At 36.0% G+C, this 19,440-nt stretch carries 17 protein-coding genes and 1 tRNA gene; 9 read left to right on the top strand and 9 right to left on the bottom strand.

The window, feature by feature from the left end:
- The first annotated feature begins 97 nt into the window (after positions 1 to 97).
- Positions 98 to 265, top strand: a complete 168-nt coding sequence (locus BOQ62_RS22590) for a hypothetical protein (RefSeq protein ID WP_164976780.1) — start codon at positions 98 to 100, stop codon at positions 263 to 265.
- Positions 262 to 561, top strand: coding sequence for a hypothetical protein (locus BOQ62_RS17325; RefSeq protein WP_129041452.1), 300 nt, complete (start codon positions 262 to 264; stop codon positions 559 to 561). Before BOQ62_RS22590 ends, BOQ62_RS17325 begins: the two co-directional genes overlap by 4 nt.
- Before the next feature lie 305 nt (positions 562 to 866).
- On the opposite strand, the gene BOQ62_RS17330 is transcribed toward BOQ62_RS17325, so the two are convergent.
- From BOQ62_RS17330 to BOQ62_RS17345, 5 genes are all read right to left on the bottom strand, one after another.
- Complete coding sequence (locus BOQ62_RS17330; protein WP_129041453.1) at positions 867 to 1,205, bottom strand: DUF962 domain-containing protein; 339 nt, start codon at positions 1,203 to 1,205, stop codon at positions 867 to 869.
- A 158-nt stretch (positions 1,206 to 1,363) separates the two neighbouring features.
- The gene (locus BOQ62_RS17335; protein WP_129041455.1) at positions 1,364 to 3,046 is read right to left on the bottom strand and encodes an APC family permease; all 1,683 of its coding nucleotides are present in this window, start codon (positions 3,044 to 3,046) and stop codon (positions 1,364 to 1,366) included.
- A 104-nt stretch (positions 3,047 to 3,150) separates the two neighbouring features.
- Entirely contained in the window at positions 3,151 to 5,403 is a 2,253-nt protein-coding gene (locus BOQ62_RS17340) for a CocE/NonD family hydrolase (RefSeq protein WP_129041457.1), read from the bottom strand.
- 182 nt (positions 5,404 to 5,585) lie between these two features.
- Complete coding sequence (locus BOQ62_RS23500) at positions 5,586 to 6,035, bottom strand: CocE/NonD family hydrolase C-terminal non-catalytic domain-containing protein (RefSeq protein ID WP_410494221.1); 450 nt, start codon at positions 6,033 to 6,035, stop codon at positions 5,586 to 5,588.
- 56 nt (positions 6,036 to 6,091) lie between these two features.
- Entirely contained in the window at positions 6,092 to 7,825 is a 1,734-nt protein-coding gene (locus BOQ62_RS17345; protein WP_228414265.1) for a CocE/NonD family hydrolase, read from the bottom strand.
- Positions 7,826 to 8,082: 257 nt separating this feature from the next.
- Between BOQ62_RS17345 and BOQ62_RS17350 the strand changes: the two genes are divergently transcribed.
- The 7 genes from BOQ62_RS17350 to BOQ62_RS17380 all read left to right on the top strand — a co-directional run bounded on the left by BOQ62_RS17350 (position 8,083) and on the right by BOQ62_RS17380 (position 16,238).
- Positions 8,083 to 11,046, top strand: a complete 2,964-nt coding sequence (locus BOQ62_RS17350) for a tetratricopeptide repeat protein (RefSeq protein ID WP_129041459.1) — start codon at positions 8,083 to 8,085, stop codon at positions 11,044 to 11,046.
- A gap of 3 nt (positions 11,047 to 11,049) precedes the next feature.
- Positions 11,050 to 11,541: a hypothetical protein gene (locus BOQ62_RS17355; protein WP_129041461.1), complete on the top strand. Its 492-nt coding sequence runs from the start codon at positions 11,050 to 11,052 to the stop codon at positions 11,539 to 11,541.
- A 34-nt stretch (positions 11,542 to 11,575) separates the two neighbouring features.
- Positions 11,576 to 13,339: a TonB-dependent receptor gene (locus BOQ62_RS17360; protein WP_129041463.1), complete on the top strand. Its 1,764-nt coding sequence runs from the start codon at positions 11,576 to 11,578 to the stop codon at positions 13,337 to 13,339.
- A gap of 75 nt (positions 13,340 to 13,414) precedes the next feature.
- A tRNA-Arg gene (locus BOQ62_RS17365) sits at positions 13,415 to 13,486 on the top strand.
- A 504-nt stretch (positions 13,487 to 13,990) separates the two neighbouring features.
- Positions 13,991 to 14,575, top strand: a complete 585-nt coding sequence (locus BOQ62_RS17370; RefSeq protein ID WP_129041465.1) for an NAD(P)H-dependent oxidoreductase — start codon at positions 13,991 to 13,993, stop codon at positions 14,573 to 14,575.
- Between the two features lie 152 nt (positions 14,576 to 14,727).
- On the top strand, positions 14,728 to 15,612 hold the full coding sequence (locus BOQ62_RS17375) for a helix-turn-helix transcriptional regulator (protein WP_129041467.1): 885 nt from the start codon (positions 14,728 to 14,730) through the stop codon (positions 15,610 to 15,612).
- Positions 15,609 to 16,238 carry an NUDIX hydrolase gene (locus BOQ62_RS17380; protein WP_129041469.1) on the top strand — a complete coding sequence of 210 codons (630 nt, stop codon included), beginning with the start codon at positions 15,609 to 15,611 and terminating at the stop codon, positions 16,236 to 16,238. Before BOQ62_RS17375 ends, BOQ62_RS17380 begins: the two co-directional genes overlap by 4 nt.
- Here BOQ62_RS17380 and BOQ62_RS17385 read toward each other — a convergent pair.
- From BOQ62_RS17385 to BOQ62_RS17400, 4 genes are all read right to left on the bottom strand, one after another.
- Positions 16,235 to 16,708, bottom strand: coding sequence for a nucleoside deaminase (locus BOQ62_RS17385; RefSeq protein ID WP_129041471.1), 474 nt, complete (start codon positions 16,706 to 16,708; stop codon positions 16,235 to 16,237). The two genes, BOQ62_RS17380 and BOQ62_RS17385, sit on opposite strands and share 4 nt — an antisense overlap.
- Positions 16,709 to 16,719: 11 nt before the next feature.
- A complete protein-coding gene (locus BOQ62_RS17390) occupies positions 16,720 to 17,604 on the bottom strand; it encodes a helix-turn-helix domain-containing protein (protein WP_129041473.1) in 885 nt (294 codons plus the stop codon).
- A 76-nt stretch (positions 17,605 to 17,680) separates the two neighbouring features.
- The gene (locus BOQ62_RS17395) at positions 17,681 to 18,046 is read right to left on the bottom strand and encodes a DsrE family protein (protein ID WP_129041475.1); all 366 of its coding nucleotides are present in this window, start codon (positions 18,044 to 18,046) and stop codon (positions 17,681 to 17,683) included.
- A gap of 307 nt (positions 18,047 to 18,353) precedes the next feature.
- Positions 18,354 to 19,439, bottom strand: a complete 1,086-nt coding sequence (locus BOQ62_RS17400) for an NADH:flavin oxidoreductase (protein WP_129041477.1) — start codon at positions 19,437 to 19,439, stop codon at positions 18,354 to 18,356.
- Position 19,440 lies beyond the last annotated feature (1 nt).

Consider the following 19,440-nt stretch of genomic DNA (forward strand, 5'->3'; position numbering starts at 1 on the left):
GTTTCGGCGGGCGGCTCTGCCGCCCGCCGAAACCCTTCTATCTTAATAATATTCAATGCTCATCGTTTCTGATGATAAACAGTAAAATTTTTGATGTATGAATTATGTAACGGCAATCTATCTCCTGAATATTGTTTTGTATGCCATGTATTTCTTTGGACGAACTGGAGGTGAAACAGATGTTTCAGGTGCAGACTTTTTTGTTTCAGGAGTTTTATCTCTTCTTCTGATTTTCGCAGGATATCTGAATGCAAAAAAGGAATGATTTACAGAACTGTTCTGTGGATGTTTTTTGTGAACGTATTTTTATTTTCTTGTTCCGGTTTGTTTGATCAGTTTGGAGGTCATTTTAATATCCTTTCTAACAGTAATAGTGATAGTTTTCTTTTTTCACTGGCACTTATAGTATATAATGGATATCTTTTCCCTTTAACGATTATTCTTGAAGGTTCAGGCTTGGCATTGGTGGTTCCGGTTGTATTATCATTTATTCTGCCTTCATTAGGATATTTGATAGGGAAGAAGCTTCATAGAAACGAACAGAATTCTACAGATTTCTAGTCATTGCGAACCAAAGGTGAAACAATCTCAATAGAAATATAGGGTTGGAAAACGCAAAGACGAAACTATTATTACAGGGAATGCTTTTAAGGCGCAAAGATTTTATCTCCGATAAACTTGAGATCGCATAATCTTTGCTGAAAATCTCAGATTTTCTTGCGTCTTAAAATATACGCAAATCATGAAGTTCTTGCGCCTTTGCGATTATCCAACAAAAAAATGACAAGTTCATTTAGAGTATGCAAAGGTGCAAGTATTATTACAAGGAATGCTTTTTGATCAAAAAAGCGAGAAAAGTCCTAAAGCTATTCCTGGTTCTGAGGCTGATTATTAGATGTAAAGAACTTCTGTTTACCGATCAAAAGTTCAAAAAACAATCTGAAATCCGAAATCAGAGACCACAAAGGATATTTAAAAGTAGCCGGTTTATTTCTTTCAATCACAGCATGACTGAACCATGCAAATCCATAGCCTACAATCGGGATGTACCAAAGAAACCTTTCCTTTCCGGAGCTGATAACATACCATATCACGAAAAATACGAGAAATGTTCCGATAAAATGGAATATACGGGTTCCTGTTTTACTGTGTTCGGTAAGATAGAACTGGTAAAACTCTTTGTATGTTTTGATTCTTTCGGCCATGGCGATCTAGTTTATTGATTCTATTGAAGTTAAAGCAATAATTCTGCCGATTTTCATGAATGGGTAAAAAAGCAAAAAGGCAAAATAGCCAATCAGTCTCTCCATCAGGTTTAACCTCTTTGCTATTTTGCCTTTCCGCAATTTTATTTAGTGCTTATTTAGCTGTCTTTTAATTCTTTTCCAAGCTTACTGTTTTTGTATCCGTAGCAGAAATAAATAACCATACCGATCAGGAACCACATTCCGAACCAGAACCAGTTCTCATGGCTCATTCCTGTAAGAAGATACAGACATGAACTTAATCCAATCAATGGAATTAGTGATAAGTTCTTGATAAAAGTAACAACACATAGGATCAGGTTGATAATAATAAAGAAGAAAATAGAAGCTCTGAATTCCCCCTCTTTAGGATCTGACCAGTTCAGCAGGTTGTCAAAAAATTCCGGCTGCCATTTATAGAAAACCAGCAAACTACCAATGAAAATAACAGGGAAAATGATTTTACCATTCACATAAGGAAGGTGAAATCTGCCCTTAATCTTTTCTTTAGCAGGAAGCATAAGTACTCCAGCGCATACCAATACAAAGGCAAAAATAGTTCCGATACTTGTAAAATCAAGGATGAATGTTTTATCTGTAAACAGGATGGGAATACCTACCACAATACCGGTAACAATAGTTGCATAAGAAGGTGTTTTGTATTTAGGATGTACCTTTTGAAACCTTGCAGGCATCAGTCCGTCACGGCTCATAGCATACCAGATTCTCGGCTGTCCCATCTGGAAAACCAATAATACGGTTGTAATAGCTACAATGGCTACGAAAGAAACTACTAATTCCATCCAGGCTACATTGGCATTTGTTTTTTCAAATATGAATGAAAGCGGATCTCCTACACCATCAAATTTCTTGTAATCTACCATTCCCGTTAATACAAGCGTTAATGCAATATAGATTACAGTACATAATACAAGGGAGATGATCATTCCTTTTGGTAAGGTTTTCTGAGGATCTTTAGTCTCTTCGGAAAGTACACTTAGAGCATCAAACCCAATATAGGCGAAAAATACTCCCGATACAGCACTCATTACCCCTGCAAAACCATTTGGCATGAAGGATGGTGTTCCTGTTGTAGGGCTTATCGGTGTCCAGTTTTCAGTATTGATATAAGCAAAGCCAACCAGGATAACTAATAGAATTACTCCCAATTTTAAGATAACCAGAGAGTTATTGAAGTTTTTACTTTCTTTTACTCCTACATAGCAAAGCCATGTGATTAACCCATTGATAACCAATGCCGGAATATCTACAATGAATTTCAAACTTCCGATTAACGGAGCGGTATTCCATGCATTTAAAAGTTCTTTATTTTCAGAACCGTATTGAACTGCTTTTCTAGCTTCAGTATAGCTGCACGTCAGATAGTCAGGGATATGCATTCCGAGACGGCCTAAGAAACTCGTGAAATAATCTGACCAGGAAAAGGCTACATAGATATTCCCGAAAGAATATTCCATGATCAGAGCCCATCCAATTACCCAGGCAATCAATTCTCCAAAACTGGCATAAGCATAGGTGTATGCAGAGCCTGCAGTAGGAATTCTGCTGGCAAACTCAGCGTAGCATAAAGCGGTAAATCCACAGGCAAAACCGCAAATCAAATATAGTAGAATAACACCGGGACCACCTCTGAAAACGGCTTCTCCCAAACTGCTGAAACTTCCAGCTCCAATAATGGCCGCTATACCAAAAAATACAATGTCCCATACACCTAAGACTCTTAAAAGTCCCGTTGAAGTATCTGTATCTGAATAGATTTTTCTTCTAAAAAGTTGACTCATTCAATAACTATATTTGATTTGAAAAAAAGCAAATGTAATGATTTTTTATTTTGATGTTAACAGTTGTTAAGAACATTTGGGTAAAAATGCTCAAACAAAAGGCTTTAATCTTTATAAACAGGGATTTCCACATAGCTGTCATTATACCATTTTATCTCCAGAGGTTCACCAGCATCTTTTAATGTTTCATCACTTACATCTTTTCCTGAACCATAATTGACCTGCCAGTTTTTATTTTTATTAGCCCCTACCAATACTATCAGTTTACTTCCTTTTTCTATTTTTTTGCTCATAAAAAATGAATTTTTGATCGGGATCTGCTCCTTTTTACCAGGCTTAAGAAGTTGACGTTTGGAATTGTCTTTTGCAAAGCTGGCTCTTGTAAGATGTGTAGATAATAAAAACGTCTTACCATCCGGCTGTACCTGATATAATGAAGTACTAGGGTCAAAATCTTTCTTATTAATGGAAACGTTGAATACTCCGGATAAATTTCCGCTTAATATAATATCTCTGTCCAGAACTTCACTTTCAAAATAAACAGAATTGGTTACATATACACTATCCTGTTCGCTTACTTTATGATAAAGGTATTTCGGATTTCTGTCTTTGAAGTCAATGGTCTGTTGGGTAAATTGTTCTGTTTTGGGTTTCTCAAAAACTAAAGAACCGTTTTTACGATCCTGAAGATAAAATTTAAGAGTAGACGAGTGCATTTTATCAAGGCTGGAAACGTGTTTCCATGTATTGCTGCTCATGATCTGAAAATTGACTTTATCCTTTAGAAGTTCCGGTTTTTTTCCATCTTTCAGAATATAATCGAACCATGAAAAAGCAAGTTCATCAATACTTATTCTGGCTACAGGATCTATGAGGGTACTTCCGGTACCATAGACATAATTGTACCCATAGCTTTGAGCTCCTGCATGATCATAAGGCCCTATAACTAGATAATGGTTAGGGTTTTTGTTGTATTGGTGATGTTGTTTATAATAATACATTGCTCCAATCTGATCAGCATCATAATAGCCGGTAGTCGTTAAAACTGGAATGTTTATTTTGGCAAAATCATTTTTATAAGGAACCATTTTCTGCCAGTATTTGTCATAACCGGGATGATCCAACCATCTTTGAAAAATTTTATTAGGCTTTCCGCTAAGGGAATCCAGAGCTCTGAATGACCTTCCGCTTTTATACCATGCAGTATTGATAGAATCCCATTTTGGATAATTGGTGAAGGTGGCTTCATCGGTCAGCTTATTATTAGTGACATATCGGATCCACTGCATCATATAGCTCATGAATACATTGTTTTGAGCAGGGTAATCTATCCCGATTCCTACCGATACCTGAGGTACAATTGTTTTCAAAGCCGGATGCAGTTTTTTGACCGCTGCCCATTGGCTGAATCCTAAATAGCTTCCGCCTATCATTCCTACTTTACCATTGCTCCATGGTTGTTTGCTTACCCAGTCTATGACTTCATAAAGATCCTGTGCTTCGTCTTCAAATGGATTATTGGGATCATTACTGTCCCTTTTTCCACGGGTATTAACCACAGCTCCTACATAATTGTAGACGGCTGCTCTTTTCCCCATTCCTGCATCTACAAGCTCCCCGGCATAAATATTATTGGTAAGAATAACAGGCAGGGGAGATTTATTCTCTTTTTTTCGTACAATCGTAATCGTAAGTTTTGTTCCGTTTTTTAAGGTAAGGTTCTTGGTTTCAATAATGAATTTTTCCTGCTCCTTTACTTTGAACAGCTGCATAACCTGAGGCTTAATGCTGGAATAGGTTTTATAATTGACATAATTTTTACATAAAGCCAGAGCAGAAGCATAATCTATAGTGTCCTTATCTTTTTGCTTGTCAAGTGCTGTTTTCAGAGATTTTTTATATTCCCTTACATCACCATCCAAAATGGTTCCTATTTTGGCAGTCAGTGGATCCGAGAAACTTTCATATTTTGTTGTAAAGGCCGTTTGAAGAGCATTGGAAAAAGATGTTTTTTTATCCTTTTCCATCAGTTTGGCCATGCTGTAGATTTCATAAGCAAGAGATTTGTTCCCCGCCATATTGTGATCTGCGTATTCTTTACGATAATCATTTAAGCTTGTAATAGAACTTTTGTAATCTTTTGCGGCAAGCTGTAAACGAAACAGGTTATCTAAAAATGTGACGGTAGATTTCGGTTTGTTTTTAGGAGATTGATGTTCAGTAATCACCTTTAGAGCGAGTTCCGGAATTTGTTTTTCCAAAATTACAGAATCTGTTGTTGCTGTTTTTGGAAAGTAAAACTTCTGAGCTTGCATTAGATTGACAAAAACTAATGCTACGAGTATTTTAAATTTCATTAATAGTGTGTTTTGAGCTGCTGCTGAAAAAGTATCACATCAGAATGTGTTGTTGATCATTCATTACTCAGGTGGTTATTTTTAGATGACTAAATTAAGAATTTTTATCATTAAAGGATGAAATAATCTCATTGCTGTTTTTGTTGTGTGAAGTCTGCTGAAACTAACTTAAACAGAAGGTTTTAATCTTTGTAAACAGGGATTTCCACGTAGCTGTCATTATACCATTTGATCTCCATCGGCTCTCCGGAATCCTTGATCGTTTCATCACTTACATCTTTACCGGAACCATAATTAACCTGCCAGTAAGGTGTTTTATTCACTCCCACCAATAAAAGGAGTTTACTTCCTTTCTCTATCTTTCTACTCATAAAATAGGAATTGTTAATTGGGATTTGTTCCAGCTTATTCGGTTCAAGAAGCTGTCGTTTTTCATTGTTCTTCGCATAGCTGGCTCTCACGATATGAGTGGATAGTAACGAAGATTTTCCATCCGGCTGAATTTGGTACAGGTAAGTATCCGTATCAAAATCCTTTTTATTGATGGCAATATTGAAAACTCCGGACAGATTTCCGCTGATGATCATATCCTTGTCAAGCACTTCACTTTCGAAAGCAATAGAATTTGTCATTTTTATGCTGTCCTTTTTGCTGACTTTGTAGTAAATGTCTTTCTGATCCCTGTTTTTTAAATCAACGGTTTGTTTTGTGAAAGTCTTGTTTTCCGGTTTATTGAATACAGATGATATATTTTTTTGTCCTGAAGGTAAAATTTCACGGTGGAAGTATGCATTTTATCAAGATCAGCCACATGCTTCCAGGTATTGGTATTCATCACCTGAAAATTGATTTTGTCTTTTAAAATTTCCGGTTTTGGACCTCCTTTAAGAATATAATCAAACCATGAGAAAGCAAGGTCATCAATACTTATTCTGGCTACCGGATCAATAGGATTTCCATTCACGTAAGTAAATCCGAAACTTTGCGCTCCTCCATGATTATATGGGCCTATGACCAGATAATGATCTGCATTTTTATTGTAGAGATGATGTTGTTTAAAATAATACAGTGCACCAATCTGATCATCATCATAATATCCCGTTGTCGTCAGGATAGGAATATTGATTTTAGAAAAATCCTCTTTGTAAGGAACCATTTTCTGCCAGTACTCATCATATCCCGGATGATCCAGCCATCGCTGGAATATTTTGCTTGGTTTTCCACTTATTGCGTCTAAAGATCTGAATGATTTCCCGCTTTTATACCATTTTGTATAAATAGAATCCCACTTTACAGCATTGGCAAAATCTGCTTCATCTGTTAATTTGTTATTGGTCACGTACTGTATCCACTGCAGCATATAGCTCATGAAGATGTTATTCTGAGCAGGATAATCAATCCCGATACCTACTGCAACCTGTGGAACAATCGTCTTTAATGCCGGATGTAATTTTTTTACGGATGCCCATTGACTGAAACCTAAGTAGCTTCCGCCGATCATTCCTACTTTTCCGTTACACCAAGGCTGTTTGCTTACCCAGTCGATAACTTCATAGATATCTTCCGATTCATGTTCAAAAGGATTATTTACATTGTTACTGTTTCTCTTACCTCGTGTATTGACAACAGCTCCTACATAATTATAAGTAGCGGCTCTTTTTCCGAAGAATTCATCAAATGAACCTGCATAAATATTGCTGGTAAGAATAACAGGAAGTGGGGAAGTATTTCCCTTTTTCCGAACAATAGTAATCGTTAAGGTAGCTCCGTTTTTTATGGTAAGATCTTTGGTTTCAATAATGAATCTTTCTTTATCTTTTGAAGCCCGGAGCTGCATTACCTGAGGTTTTATACCGGAATAGGTTTTATAACTCAAATAGCTTTTGCATAGAGCAAGAGCAGTTCTGTAATCAATACTGTCTTTGTCTTTTTGTTTATCCAGTACTTTTTTTAACTGCTTTCTGGATTCTTTTACATCTCCATCAAGAGCAATTCCTAGTCTGGGAATCGTTTTTTCGGAAAGGCTTTCATACTTTTTATTAAAGACTTTCTGAAGGGCATTGGAAAAGGTGGTATTGTTTTCTTTTTGCTCCATTTTTGCAAGAGCATACAGTTCAAATCCGATATATCTATAGTCTCCCATATTGTTATCGGCAAAAAGCTTACGGTTTTCGGAAAGAGAAGCCAAAGAATTTTTATAATCCTGAGCCACCATCTGCAAACGGAAAAGATTGTCCATAAGATCAACGGTGTTTTCTGGTTTGTACTTGGCAGACTGAAGTTGAGGAATCACTTGCATGGCAAGTCCGGGTATCTGTTTTTCCAATAGAAGAGAGTCATTTACAGCTGTCTTTGGAAAGTGAAATTTTTGGGCCTGCATGAGGTTTACAAAAATTAATGCTAAAAGAATCTTAAATTTCATGGAATGGTGTGTTTATGGTATGTTTTTAGCTGTTGTTGAAAAAGTATCCAATTTAAATACGTTTTTGATAACCGTTAATTAAAATTGTTTACATTTTATCAGACGAAAGTAGTAAATTTTATCATTGTATAGTGAGAAAATTTTCATGGTTATGAAATAAGTATTAACATCCATTAACGCTGTTAAAGCTTGCTTAAACAATAAGTTTTTAATATTTTCGTTAACTTATTTAGACTAATTTTCTTATATCAAGAAGAATGAAATCAAAAAAAATACTTTTAGCGGCTGCAGTAATTTATTTCGGAATCTCCGATGCTCAACAGTCCCAATATTTTACCCAGAAAGAAAATTACAGGTTCAATCTAGCCGAAAATCTTTATCAGACTAAAATCTACAACGCTTCTCAATACGAATATGCAAGACAATATTTCTACAATCAGAATTTGTCACGTTCGAAGAAGGAAGCTGCGCAGTTTTTTGATAATGTAATCGGTGTGATTCTTCAGAAAAATCATGCTGAAGAAGGGTTAACGGCTTTCATGAAAGAATATCCTAATTCTGCTTATTTTGCTCAGGCTAATCTTCCGCTGGCAGATTACTATTTAGCAAAAAAAGATTTTGACAAAGCACTTGAAACCTTGAAAAAGGTGAACCAGTATCAACTTTCAAAAGAGGAAAATACCCAGTATATTCTGAAGCTTGGATATGCAAAATTCATGACGGGTGATTCCAAAGGAGCTACCGATGCTCTGGAAGAAGCTTATAAAACAGCAGATCAGTCTCAAAAAGGTGATATCGCTTACATGCTGGGACATTTGTATTACAGCAGCAGACAAAATGATAAAGCGTTCCAGTATTTTGACTCCATAAAAGATCAGGATAAATTCTCAAAGCTGGTTCGTCCTTATTATGTACAGATGTATTATAATGACAAGAACTATGATCAGGCAATTACAGAAGGAAAAGCTCTGTTAAACGAAAATATTTCAGATTCTTATAAAGCGGAAGTTCATAAGATCATTGGGGAGAGTTATTTCATGAAGAATGACTATAACTCAGCTTACCCCCATTTAAAAGATTATCTGAGCGTACAGCAGAATCCATCAGAAAACGATTTGTATGAGATGGGATTTGTAGCTGCACAGCTTAAAAAATACGATGAAGCAGTTTCTTATTATAATCAGCTTCTAAACAGTAATTCAGCTTTAGCACAAAATGCTTACTACCAGTTAGGAAATGCTTATCTGGCAGTTGATAAAAAGCAGGAAGCACTTTCTGCATTCCGTTCTTCTTATCAGATGGATTATGATGCGAAAGTGAAAAAGCTGGCTCATGAGCAGTATGCTAAATTAAGTTATGATATTGGTAATCCGTTTGAAAGCCCTTCTGCGGTCATCCAAAGTTATATCAACGAAAATCAGAATGGAGCCAATGCTACAGAGATGAGATCTTTATTGGTGAAATCCTATCTGTATTCCGGAAACTATAAAGAAACGCTGAATGCGATTGACAGATTACAGAGTTCAACTCCAGAGATCAACAAAGTAGATCAGGAAGTTTCTTATTTATTGGGGACTGAAGAATTCAACAAAGGAAACTACGATGAAGCGGAGAAATATTTCTTGAGAAGCCTTGGTTTCAATATCAATAAAGAATTCAACAGCAGAGCTTTGTACTGGCTGGCACAGGTATATTACCAGAAAGGAAATTACCCGTCTGCCATTGTTCGTTATGAAAAACTTCTTGATGAAAGCTTCCCTGAAAAACAGCAGCTTCCGTATGATTTAGGATATGCTTATTTTAAATCCAAGAAATTTGACCAGGCTGCTACGTATTTCAAACAATATCTTGCCAATCCGAAACCGGAATTTAAAAATGATGCAGAACTTCGTCTTGCAGATATTCATTATGCCAACAATGATCTGAACGAAGCGATTGCCATTTATGATAAAAATGAAGATGCTACGGATTATACTTTGTACCAAAAAGCAATGGCTTTAGGATTCAAAGGAGATACACAGGCGAAGATTACTAACCTTAAAAACCTTTTATCAAAATATCCGGATTCCGAATATTACGATGATGCTCAATACGAAATAGGAACAGCCTATGCTGCTCAGGATGATTTTGCGAACTCCAACGATTATTTCGGAAAAGTAATTAAAGGATCTTCTGACAAGGATCTGATTGCTAACGCTTCTATTTACAGAGCACAAAATTATATCGACCAGAATCAGAATGATAAAGCACTTTCTGAACTGAGATCTTTGGGTGAGCAGTATAAGAATACAGCTTATGCTCAGAAAGTAGTTCAGGCTGCAAAACCAATCTTTACGAAAAACGGAGATGTTTCAGGGTATGAAACTTTTGCAAGAAATATTGGTGTAAATGTAGATGCTGCTGAAATAGATGAAATCAACTTATCTACAGGTAAGCAATTGTTCGCAAAGAAGGATTATAAAAATGCAATTTCTTACTACGAAAAGTATCTGACACAGAATCCGACAGGAGAGGGATTGTACCAGGCGAAGTATGAATTGGGAGAAAGTTACTATCAGACTAATAATTCAACTAAAGCTTTACTTGTGCTTCAGGAAGTAGCTGGAATTCAGAACGATTACCAGGATGATGCACAAACTCGTTTAGCTCAAATCTTTATTGCACAAGGGAATAATGCAGAAGCTAAAAAGTATCTTGAGGGAATTAAAAACTCTTCCAACATCAGCATTAAAAACTATGCGAATGTAGAGTTGATGAAACTGTATGCAGAAGAAAATAATTTCTCTGAAGCGGAAAAATTAGCCAATGCAGTGATTGCTAATTCTAAAAACTCAGCAGCAGTTATTGAAACAGCGAAAGTGATCAAAGCAAGAAGTCTGATGAACTCAGGAAAAGATAAGGATGCACAGACAGCTTATGTTTCTCTTGAAAAATCATCCAATACATCAGTAGCTGCGGAAGCTTTGTATGCTAAAGCGTATTATCAGAATAAAGGAAAAGCTTTCAAGTCATCTAATGAAACGATCTTTAAGCTAGCCAATAACTATGCATCTGAAGAATTCTGGGGAGCAAAAGCCTTAGTATTGATGGCGAAAAACTATATCGGTCTGAAAGATAACTATCAGGCAAGTTATACCTGTGATCAGATCATTGCCAACTACAAGGATTTCCCTGAAATCGTTGCTGAAGCTAAAGAAGTTAAAAAGCAGATTAAGAAATAAGAAATGAAGGTGTTTAAAATTGCCATATATTCTCTTTTAATTTCTACTTCTCTCTGGAGCTGCATTCCTTCGTACAGTGCATATCCAAAGGAGTATAACCATGCAAAAGCTGATTTCAAAAAGCAAAAAGCTTTTGTGGTGAATAAGGATCTTGAGAAAGAATTTAAAATTTTAAAACACTCCAATATTTATGAAATTGTAGAAGACAGCATCCATGCAGCTAAAATAACACTGCATCCGATGATGACACGTACTCCTTCTTGTGGAAACCCAATGATTGGAAGTATGCTCACAGTGGGGTTATTGCCTTCAGGATTTCCGTATGATATTTCTTACAGTTATGATGTAGCTGAGAACAGTACAACGAAAAATTATCAATACAAATTACAAGTTTATCAAAGCCTTTGGCTGTTTAATATATTCAGACTGGGGAGAACTTTTTCAAAACAGTCGGGCAAAGCTTTATTAGGCAGTTATATGGCTTCCAATAAATAAAAACCCGTTATATATTTTTTCAAATAAAGAAAATATGAACAAGAAGATTCAAATATTATCCATATTATTTTTAGGGGTTTCGTCGGTGGCGTTTTCCCAGATCAAGGAAGAAAAACTGGTTCTTAACAAAAAAAGAGAGCCGGAAGTGAAGAAGATCGAGAAGAAGAAAACTTCTGTGGAAACCATCAAAAATTATCCGCCGGAAGAGAAATCACAGACTCCTGTGAAGTACAATATCACGGATGTCCCTGCTGTTTCCGATTTCAAAACTTCAACCATTCAGGGGGAAGATGTGGCTCCAAAATTTGACGGAACGGCTCAGAATAACTATTTCCAGTTTGGTATGGGTAATTACGGGAAAATTCTGGTAGACGGAAACGTTTCAAAAACCCTTCAAAACAAGCTTGAAGTAGGAGCAGATGTTCATGTTTTGTCTACGAATGGTCTTAAAAAAGATTACGACTGGAAATCCGGGCAGACTTCGGCTAATATCGGAGCTTTCTTAAACTCTTATGGTGAAAAAGGGAAGTTTAACCTTAATGCTGAATATGGTCTAGACAGTTATAACTATTATGGAATCTATGCCATGCAGCCTACCGGAGAGCTTGATCTGAAGCAAAAAGTAAATCAGTTTAAAGTAAACGGATACTATGATTTTTATTCTAATGAAATCTTAAATGATGTAAGGGTAAAATCATCATTCCTGAAGGATCATTTTGATGCTTCGGAAAACCAGGTTTCCATCCTTGCCAATTTTTCCAAACATGCTGTTGAATTAGGAAAATCAGGAATCAACCTGAATGCTGATTTGGGAGTAGGTTTAGAAGCTGTTAAAACTGATTTTGAAATGGTAGATAAAAACTCTTCCAATTTCTTCAATACCAGCCTGACTCCGAAAGTGACGTTCAGAAAAGGAGATTCTTACTTAACATTAGGATCTTCATTCTCTTTCCTGAATGCTAAAAACTCAGCGGAACTGGTTTCTCAGCAGAAAAACAATAAAACCTATTGGTTCCCGCAGGCAGAATTCCAGTTTGCAGCGGCTAAAGAATTTAAATTTTACGGAGGGGTAGATGGAGGTTTGAAGCTGAATACGTATGGAGATATGCTGCAGACAAATCCATTCATCCTTTCTGACCAGTTTTTAAAGCCAACAGAGACGAAATATCATTTTTATGTAGGATTGAGAGGTGATATTGATGAAACGTTGAAATACGACTTCTCTGCAGGGTATGGAAAGATGAGAGATATTATGTTCTTTAATGCCAACGGTCTTTTCGATAATACATCTGTTAATCGTTCTGCCTACAATTTTGCCAATACATTCTCTGCCGTGTATGATGACGGAAATGTAAGCGATATCAAAGGTAGTGTACAGTATTTCCCATTGGCCAACCTTATTATAGATGGAGAGTTAAGGTTTACAAAGTATGATCTAAAGAATTATGACAATATTTATAACGTTCCTTTATTCAATGCGAGCATCGGGGCGAAATATACCATGCTTGACAAGAAGTTATTGTTAGGATTCAAAGGAATCTTTGCAAGTGACAGAACGACAAACTCTTATGCGATTGAAGGAGTAGGTGCTCCGAATGTAATCTATCAGTCTACAGAGAACACCAATGATAAAGTAGGTGGCTATGCAGATTTAAATCTTTCTGCAGAGTATAAAATTCACAAAAATTTCAGTATTTTCGCACTCGGAAATAATCTTCTGAGCTCAAAATACCAGACGTACAAAGGATATAAAGTCCTGGGTGCACAGATTCTGGGAGGAGTGAAAATTACTTTCTAAAACATAAGTAATAAACAATGAGTAATTAGTAATCATTGAATGTGTATTATTAATTACTTCATTATTTATGAATACGGCTGCATAGTTTAATGGATAGAACTTCGGATTTCGGCTCCGACAGTGAGGGTTCGAATCCTTCTGCGGTCACAAATGTCCAAATGGCTCCAATTTAATCTAAATTGAGCCATTTTTTTTGATTCCGGAATAAGCCAGATTAATCTTTTTTAATGTTTTAGTAAATTGAGGTTCGAAATAAAAAACTAATAATTTTTAGTAATAATACCTCTTACAAATTACTAAGACTCTCTTGGTACATTTAAGTATATTGTTACCTAAAATATGGTCGTCATATATTTTAATGTATCAGATTTGTTTTTTTTATCAAGTAATATTATATTTTCGGTACATCCAAATATTATAGATGTCTAAAATTTTTATTTATTCTAATGTGAAAATCATCCATTTTAAAACAATTCAGAATGTCTCAACTTAGAAGGCTGCAGCAGTTGTTTTCAATAGCAATTACAGATTTCAATAATCAATAAGCTCTGAACTTTCCACGATATTTTTTGAACTTTTAATGAAATAAACACTTCAAATTCTGACCTAATTTTGTCTTATCAAAACTTAATTAAATACCTAAAATTTAAAATGAAAAAGACATTAATTATCATCACGCATCCTGATATTGAAAACTCAGTGATTAATAAATTGTGGTTACAAGAATTAGAGAAATACCCTGAGAAGTTTCATATCCATCAATTACATAAAGTTTACCCAGATCAGAAATTTGATATTGCAGCCGAACAAAAATTGGTGGAGGAGCACGATCATATTATTTTCCAGTTTCCATATTACTGGTATTATGGTCCTGCCTTATTGAAAAAATGGTTTGATGAAGTTCTTACTTACGGTTGGGCTTATGGAAGCTCAAGTGGTTTTAAGTTTGGAGGAAAGAAAGTGGCTCTTGCGATTTCTTTAGGATTAAAAGAAGAACATTTACAGCGCGGAACGCCATTGAAATTTAATCTTGAAGATCTTACCCGTCCTTATGAAGCAATGTTTGACTGGATTAAAGCTGATTACCAGCCGCTTTTTGCTTACTACGGAATGACCTTCGAGCCGACACAGGAATGGGTAGAAAGAAGTATACCATTGTATCTTGATTTTTTGGATCGTTTTAATTCTGAGAAAGAAGATGCAAATGTTGCTCAATTTAGTAATGAATTGAAATAAGGACTAATTCAAATTAATAAGAAGAGATGTGTGATAATGCATCTCTTTTTGGGTTTAATAAAATTTTGTCCATTACGAAGTAAAAACTGTCCATTTTTTATCAGTTTTTAATTTATCAATTTTGAAGGTCACAGCAAGAAAATTATTGAACAATGAACAATCTCAATTGCAGCAAAATTATCAAAGAAAATCCCAAGGTTTTATCGTGGAATGATGATATCCAGGTAATGCATTATCAAACTCATCAGGAAATCATCAGAGCCAATATGTGTGTTCATATGAATATGATTAGCATCGTTCTGCAAGGTGCAAAAGAGATTTTGGGATGCGGAATGAAGAGAATTGTTCCGGCTGGTTCCGGTTTTTTTATGAAAAAGGGTTCTTATCTTGTTTCCGATAAAATTAATGATGAAGAAATAGGTTATGAATCAATTATTATCTTTTTTTCTGATGTGTGGCTTCAGTCCCAAATTGATACCATTTTCGACTGTAAAAATACCTCTAAGATACAAGTTGAAGACTGTCTGAACGGCGATGTTGCTTTGTTGGAAGAAGATGAATTAATGAATTCGTTGATTGCTCAGTTTAAATCATATTTCGAGTTAAATCAGGATAAAGAACGTTTGCAGGTTTTACTTCCCTTTAAAATCAGAGAATTATTTCAGATTCTCATTTCAGCTCCCAATGGGTATCATTTTGAAAAACGATTGCGCAGTTTTGATCATCATCAGAATCCTGATTTAGTTACATTAATGCAGAACAATTACAAAGAAAATATTTCTCTAGAACAATATGCTTTTCTTGCCAAATGTAGTTTGTCAACGTTTAAGCGAAAATTTGTACAAACTTTTAAAACAAATCCAGGAAAGTGGATTTTGCAACGCCGATTGGAAGAGTCTTACGAATTATTAAAAAATTCAGAAAAGAACGTTACAGAAATCGCTTATGAAGTTGGTTTTGAAACTCCCGCCCATTTTATAGCATCATTTAAACAGAAATACAGAAACACACCGAAACAGTTGCAGCAACAATTATGAAACAGCAAACTTTTTTTGATTTGATTGAGAAGCTTCAAAGTAATCTTCAGAAAAAACTTCCGAGAGAAAAAGCACACCAGATAATGGAAGCTCTTTCTGCAGAATATCTGACTTTAAAACCCACAGAGAAAACTCGGAAAAGCGCTGTTTTAATGCTTTTGTATCCAATCAATGATGAAATTTATTTTCCTTTGATTTTAAGAAATTCTTACGATGGTTTTCATTCGAATGAGATTGGTTTTCCGGGAGGAAGATTTGAAGAAACAGATGAAAATCTTATCCAGACGGCACTTCGTGAAGCCAAAGAAGAAATTGGAATTGAACCAGATGAAGTTAAAATTTTAGGAACGATTACCAAAATTTATATCGGTCCTAGCGATTTCAGTGTGTTGCCTGTAGTTGGTTATCTTCCACATCGACCAAATTTCAAACCCGATTCCCGTGAAGTGCAGCAGATTTTTGACTTAAAACTAGATTATTTTTCAGATTCTAATAATTTAGGTTTTGGTGAAATAAATATTCCCGGAGATATGGTGACCACTCCTTATTATAAAGTTGAAGGCCATAAAGTTTGGGGAGCGACGGCAAAAATTATTGTTGAGTTGCTATCAGTTTTAAAACTTTAATGTTGGAAATGTTTCAAAAGATAATCCTTAAACTCCTCATTTAAAATCTCACATTCCTCCCGCAAAATTCCCATTTCAATTTCCGGTTTATTTCCCCATTTAGGAACATTTTCAGTTTCTAAAATTTTAAATTCTGAAGACTGTCCGCCCACAAAAGGAACTGAAACTCCCAAAATCAATTTTGAAATCTGATGATGTCTGATCAGATAAGAACACATAATACAAGGCTCGTGAGTTGAAAACATAACAGATTTTTCCAAAACATCCCGATATCCATTCGCCAAAGCATCTTTCACTGCTAAAATTTCCGCGTGCTGCGTAATATCTCCACTGGATTTTCCTGATTCTATGCCTCTTCCAATAATTTTATTTTCAAAAACCAAAAGAGATCCTACGGGCGGATTTCCATTTGCCAATGCCTGTTTTGCGAGTTTAATGCATTCAAGCATATATTTTTTATAGCTGTCCATTTTTAATTTAATTAAGATTCTGCACCTCGATTAAAGCCAATAGTATTTCGGTAAATCTGAGGCGAAATATCCGTTTTGTTTTTAAAAAGCCTGCTGAAATAATATTCATCTTCATAACCCAATTCATAGGCGATTTCTTTGATTGTTTTATCCGTAAGATACAGTTCACGTTTAGCTTCAATAATGATTCTTTCTGTAATCAAATCCGAAAGTGTTTTATTAAAATGATTTTTGGTAATTCTCGCCAGTGAAGCCGGAGTCTGATTTAGTAAATCCGCATAATCACTCGCCGAATGTTTGGTACGGAAATGATCTTCAATCGCATTTTTCAGATTTTGTATCAAAAACTGTTGCTTAATATTTACCGTTTCTGAATTTTGAATTGTTTGCTGTTCCAACTTGATTCTAGTGGCAGTCACCAACAGAATTTTTAGATAAGAAATCAAAACTTCATCTTTCCTGAAAGCATCATTTTTAAGCTCATTGGCAATGCCGTTAATCAAATTCAGAATCGAACTTTTACTGAATTCATTTAAATGAATAAAGGGTTGCTGATAAACATTATTAAACAAAATCCCATTCGCTGCAATTTCTTTGTGATGCCTGTAAATACAGAAAAAATCGTGATGAAACTGTATCGAAATTCCCATAATCGGTTTTTCAGATTTCAACATAAACGGCTGATAAGGATAGAATGCAAATAACGTATTTTCCTTGAAATTATAGTCGCAAAGATCAACCGTAGCAACGCCCTCTCCCGAAGTAATCAGGATTAATGTAAAATAATTATTCCGCTGAATATGGTCAAAATAGCTGTTGTTATCAAACTCAAAAAGCTTGAAAGCCAGATTTCCGTTTTGCTCATTCACGAGCGTGTAGACCGATTGTGACAACATTTTATATGCAATTTAATTATAATTTTTAAACAAAACTGCTCTCCGAAAAATTTCAAAGAGCAGTTTCAAAACAAGATTAGAAAATCAAAATATCATAACCTTCATTTCGCAGGTTTAGGAAACTTGGCAAACCAGGTGTTCCCGGAACTTCATTTTCATTCAATAATTCATATCCGGAAACTTCAGTCCCAAATACCGCCACACAACCTTTCGAAAGGCCGTGCACATAATCTTTCACCTCATTGTAAAGCCCATGAACAGGGTGGCCGGCCTTCTCCAATTGTTCCGGCCATCTGATTCCCGTTCCCTGAAAAATAATTTTCACCTCTTCACCAGCGTGTTTAAATTCATAAGCTGATGCCAAAGCGTTAAATACTCTTCCCAAAGCTTCTTCCGTACCAGCTTTTGGGTCAGAAAGAATAATAATTGCTGTTTTTTTCATTGTATAAAAAATTAATTTACATTGCAAAGATGTGGGAATAACGGTCGCTAAAGAATGGATGATTTCTACTTTGTAATGGAGATTTTTTAGGAGCTTAATTCCGCTATCCACTATATCTTTTTTGTCACGGCTTCCGCTTCGCTCCACCCGCAACAAAAAAGGATGCCGTTCCTATCGGGGCTAGGGTCTCCGTCAACCATTCAAGAGCAGGTAAAATCTGAAAGTTGAAAAATAGAATTTCGCAAAAGCAAAAAAACGAACTCTAATTAAAAAGTTCGCCTGATTTTAAAATCTAAACTATTGAATTCTAAGAGCCTGGCTTCACAAAAGTCTGCCAGCCTCTCATCGTTTCAATAAAACGTTCACTCAATCCACCTTCCCGAAGAAAATCAGCCGTCACAGGCAATTTCAGGCTGTCATAATTCGGATTAGCTTTCACTTGAAGCGGAAAATCCCTTTGAAGAATTCCGGCTCGTGCAATTAATACAAAATCACAACCTTCATCCAGCAATTCTCCGGCTCGCTGTGCACTCATTATTTTTCCAGCAGCCCCCAGACGAACGCCTTTTCGGGGAAGTTCTGTGAAAACACTCAACATTGTTTTGCCCTGAAAACTGCCTTCACGTACAAGCTGTGCCGAATCCCAAAGTGCCAAATCCAAATAATCAATCAATTCCTTATTAAAAATTTCCGCCGTAATTTCACGTAACTCTTCCAAACGAAGTCCATACCGTTCAATCGACAATCGCCATCCAATCTGAAAATCATTTCCACAGGCTTTACGGATGCCTTCAATCACTTCAATTGTAAATCTCGCTCTGTTTTCTACACTTCCGCCGTATTGATCAGTTCTGTCATTCAGATTGGGAGATAAAAATTCAGATAAAATCCAACCAAAAGCACCGTGAACAGAAACACCATCAAACCCTGCTAGCTTTGCTCTTTTTGCTGCCTCAATAAAACTGTCACGAATTCTTTCAACTTCTTCCGTAGAAATCGCTTTGATACCTTTTAGAGTTTTGTCCGAAGCCGGAGCCGGAATGCCTCCCAAAGAAGGAACGGCTCGGTGTCCCGCATGGTGAAGTTGCACGGCAGACAAAGCGCCACCTTCACGAATCGCAGTTGCCATTTTCGTCAATCCCGGCAAGTGTTTGTCGCTGTGAATTCCCAACTGCCGCTCAAAAGCAATGGCTCCCGCTTCCACAGTAGAAGCACTGGTTTGGATTAATCCGTAACCACTCTGTGCCAATTGTTCCATCCAGAATTGGTCGTATTGGGAAGCTGTACCGTCAAAATCACTTTGCTGACTGGTTAAAGGTGCCATCATAAAACGATTTTTCATCGGCGAACCGTGAAGGAATGTAAGGGGTTTAAATAAATCAGAAACAGACATT

Origin of the sequence: Chryseobacterium sp. CH21 (assembly GCF_004119445.1) — a bacterium.
GTDB lineage: Bacteria > Bacteroidota > Bacteroidia > Flavobacteriales > Weeksellaceae > Chryseobacterium.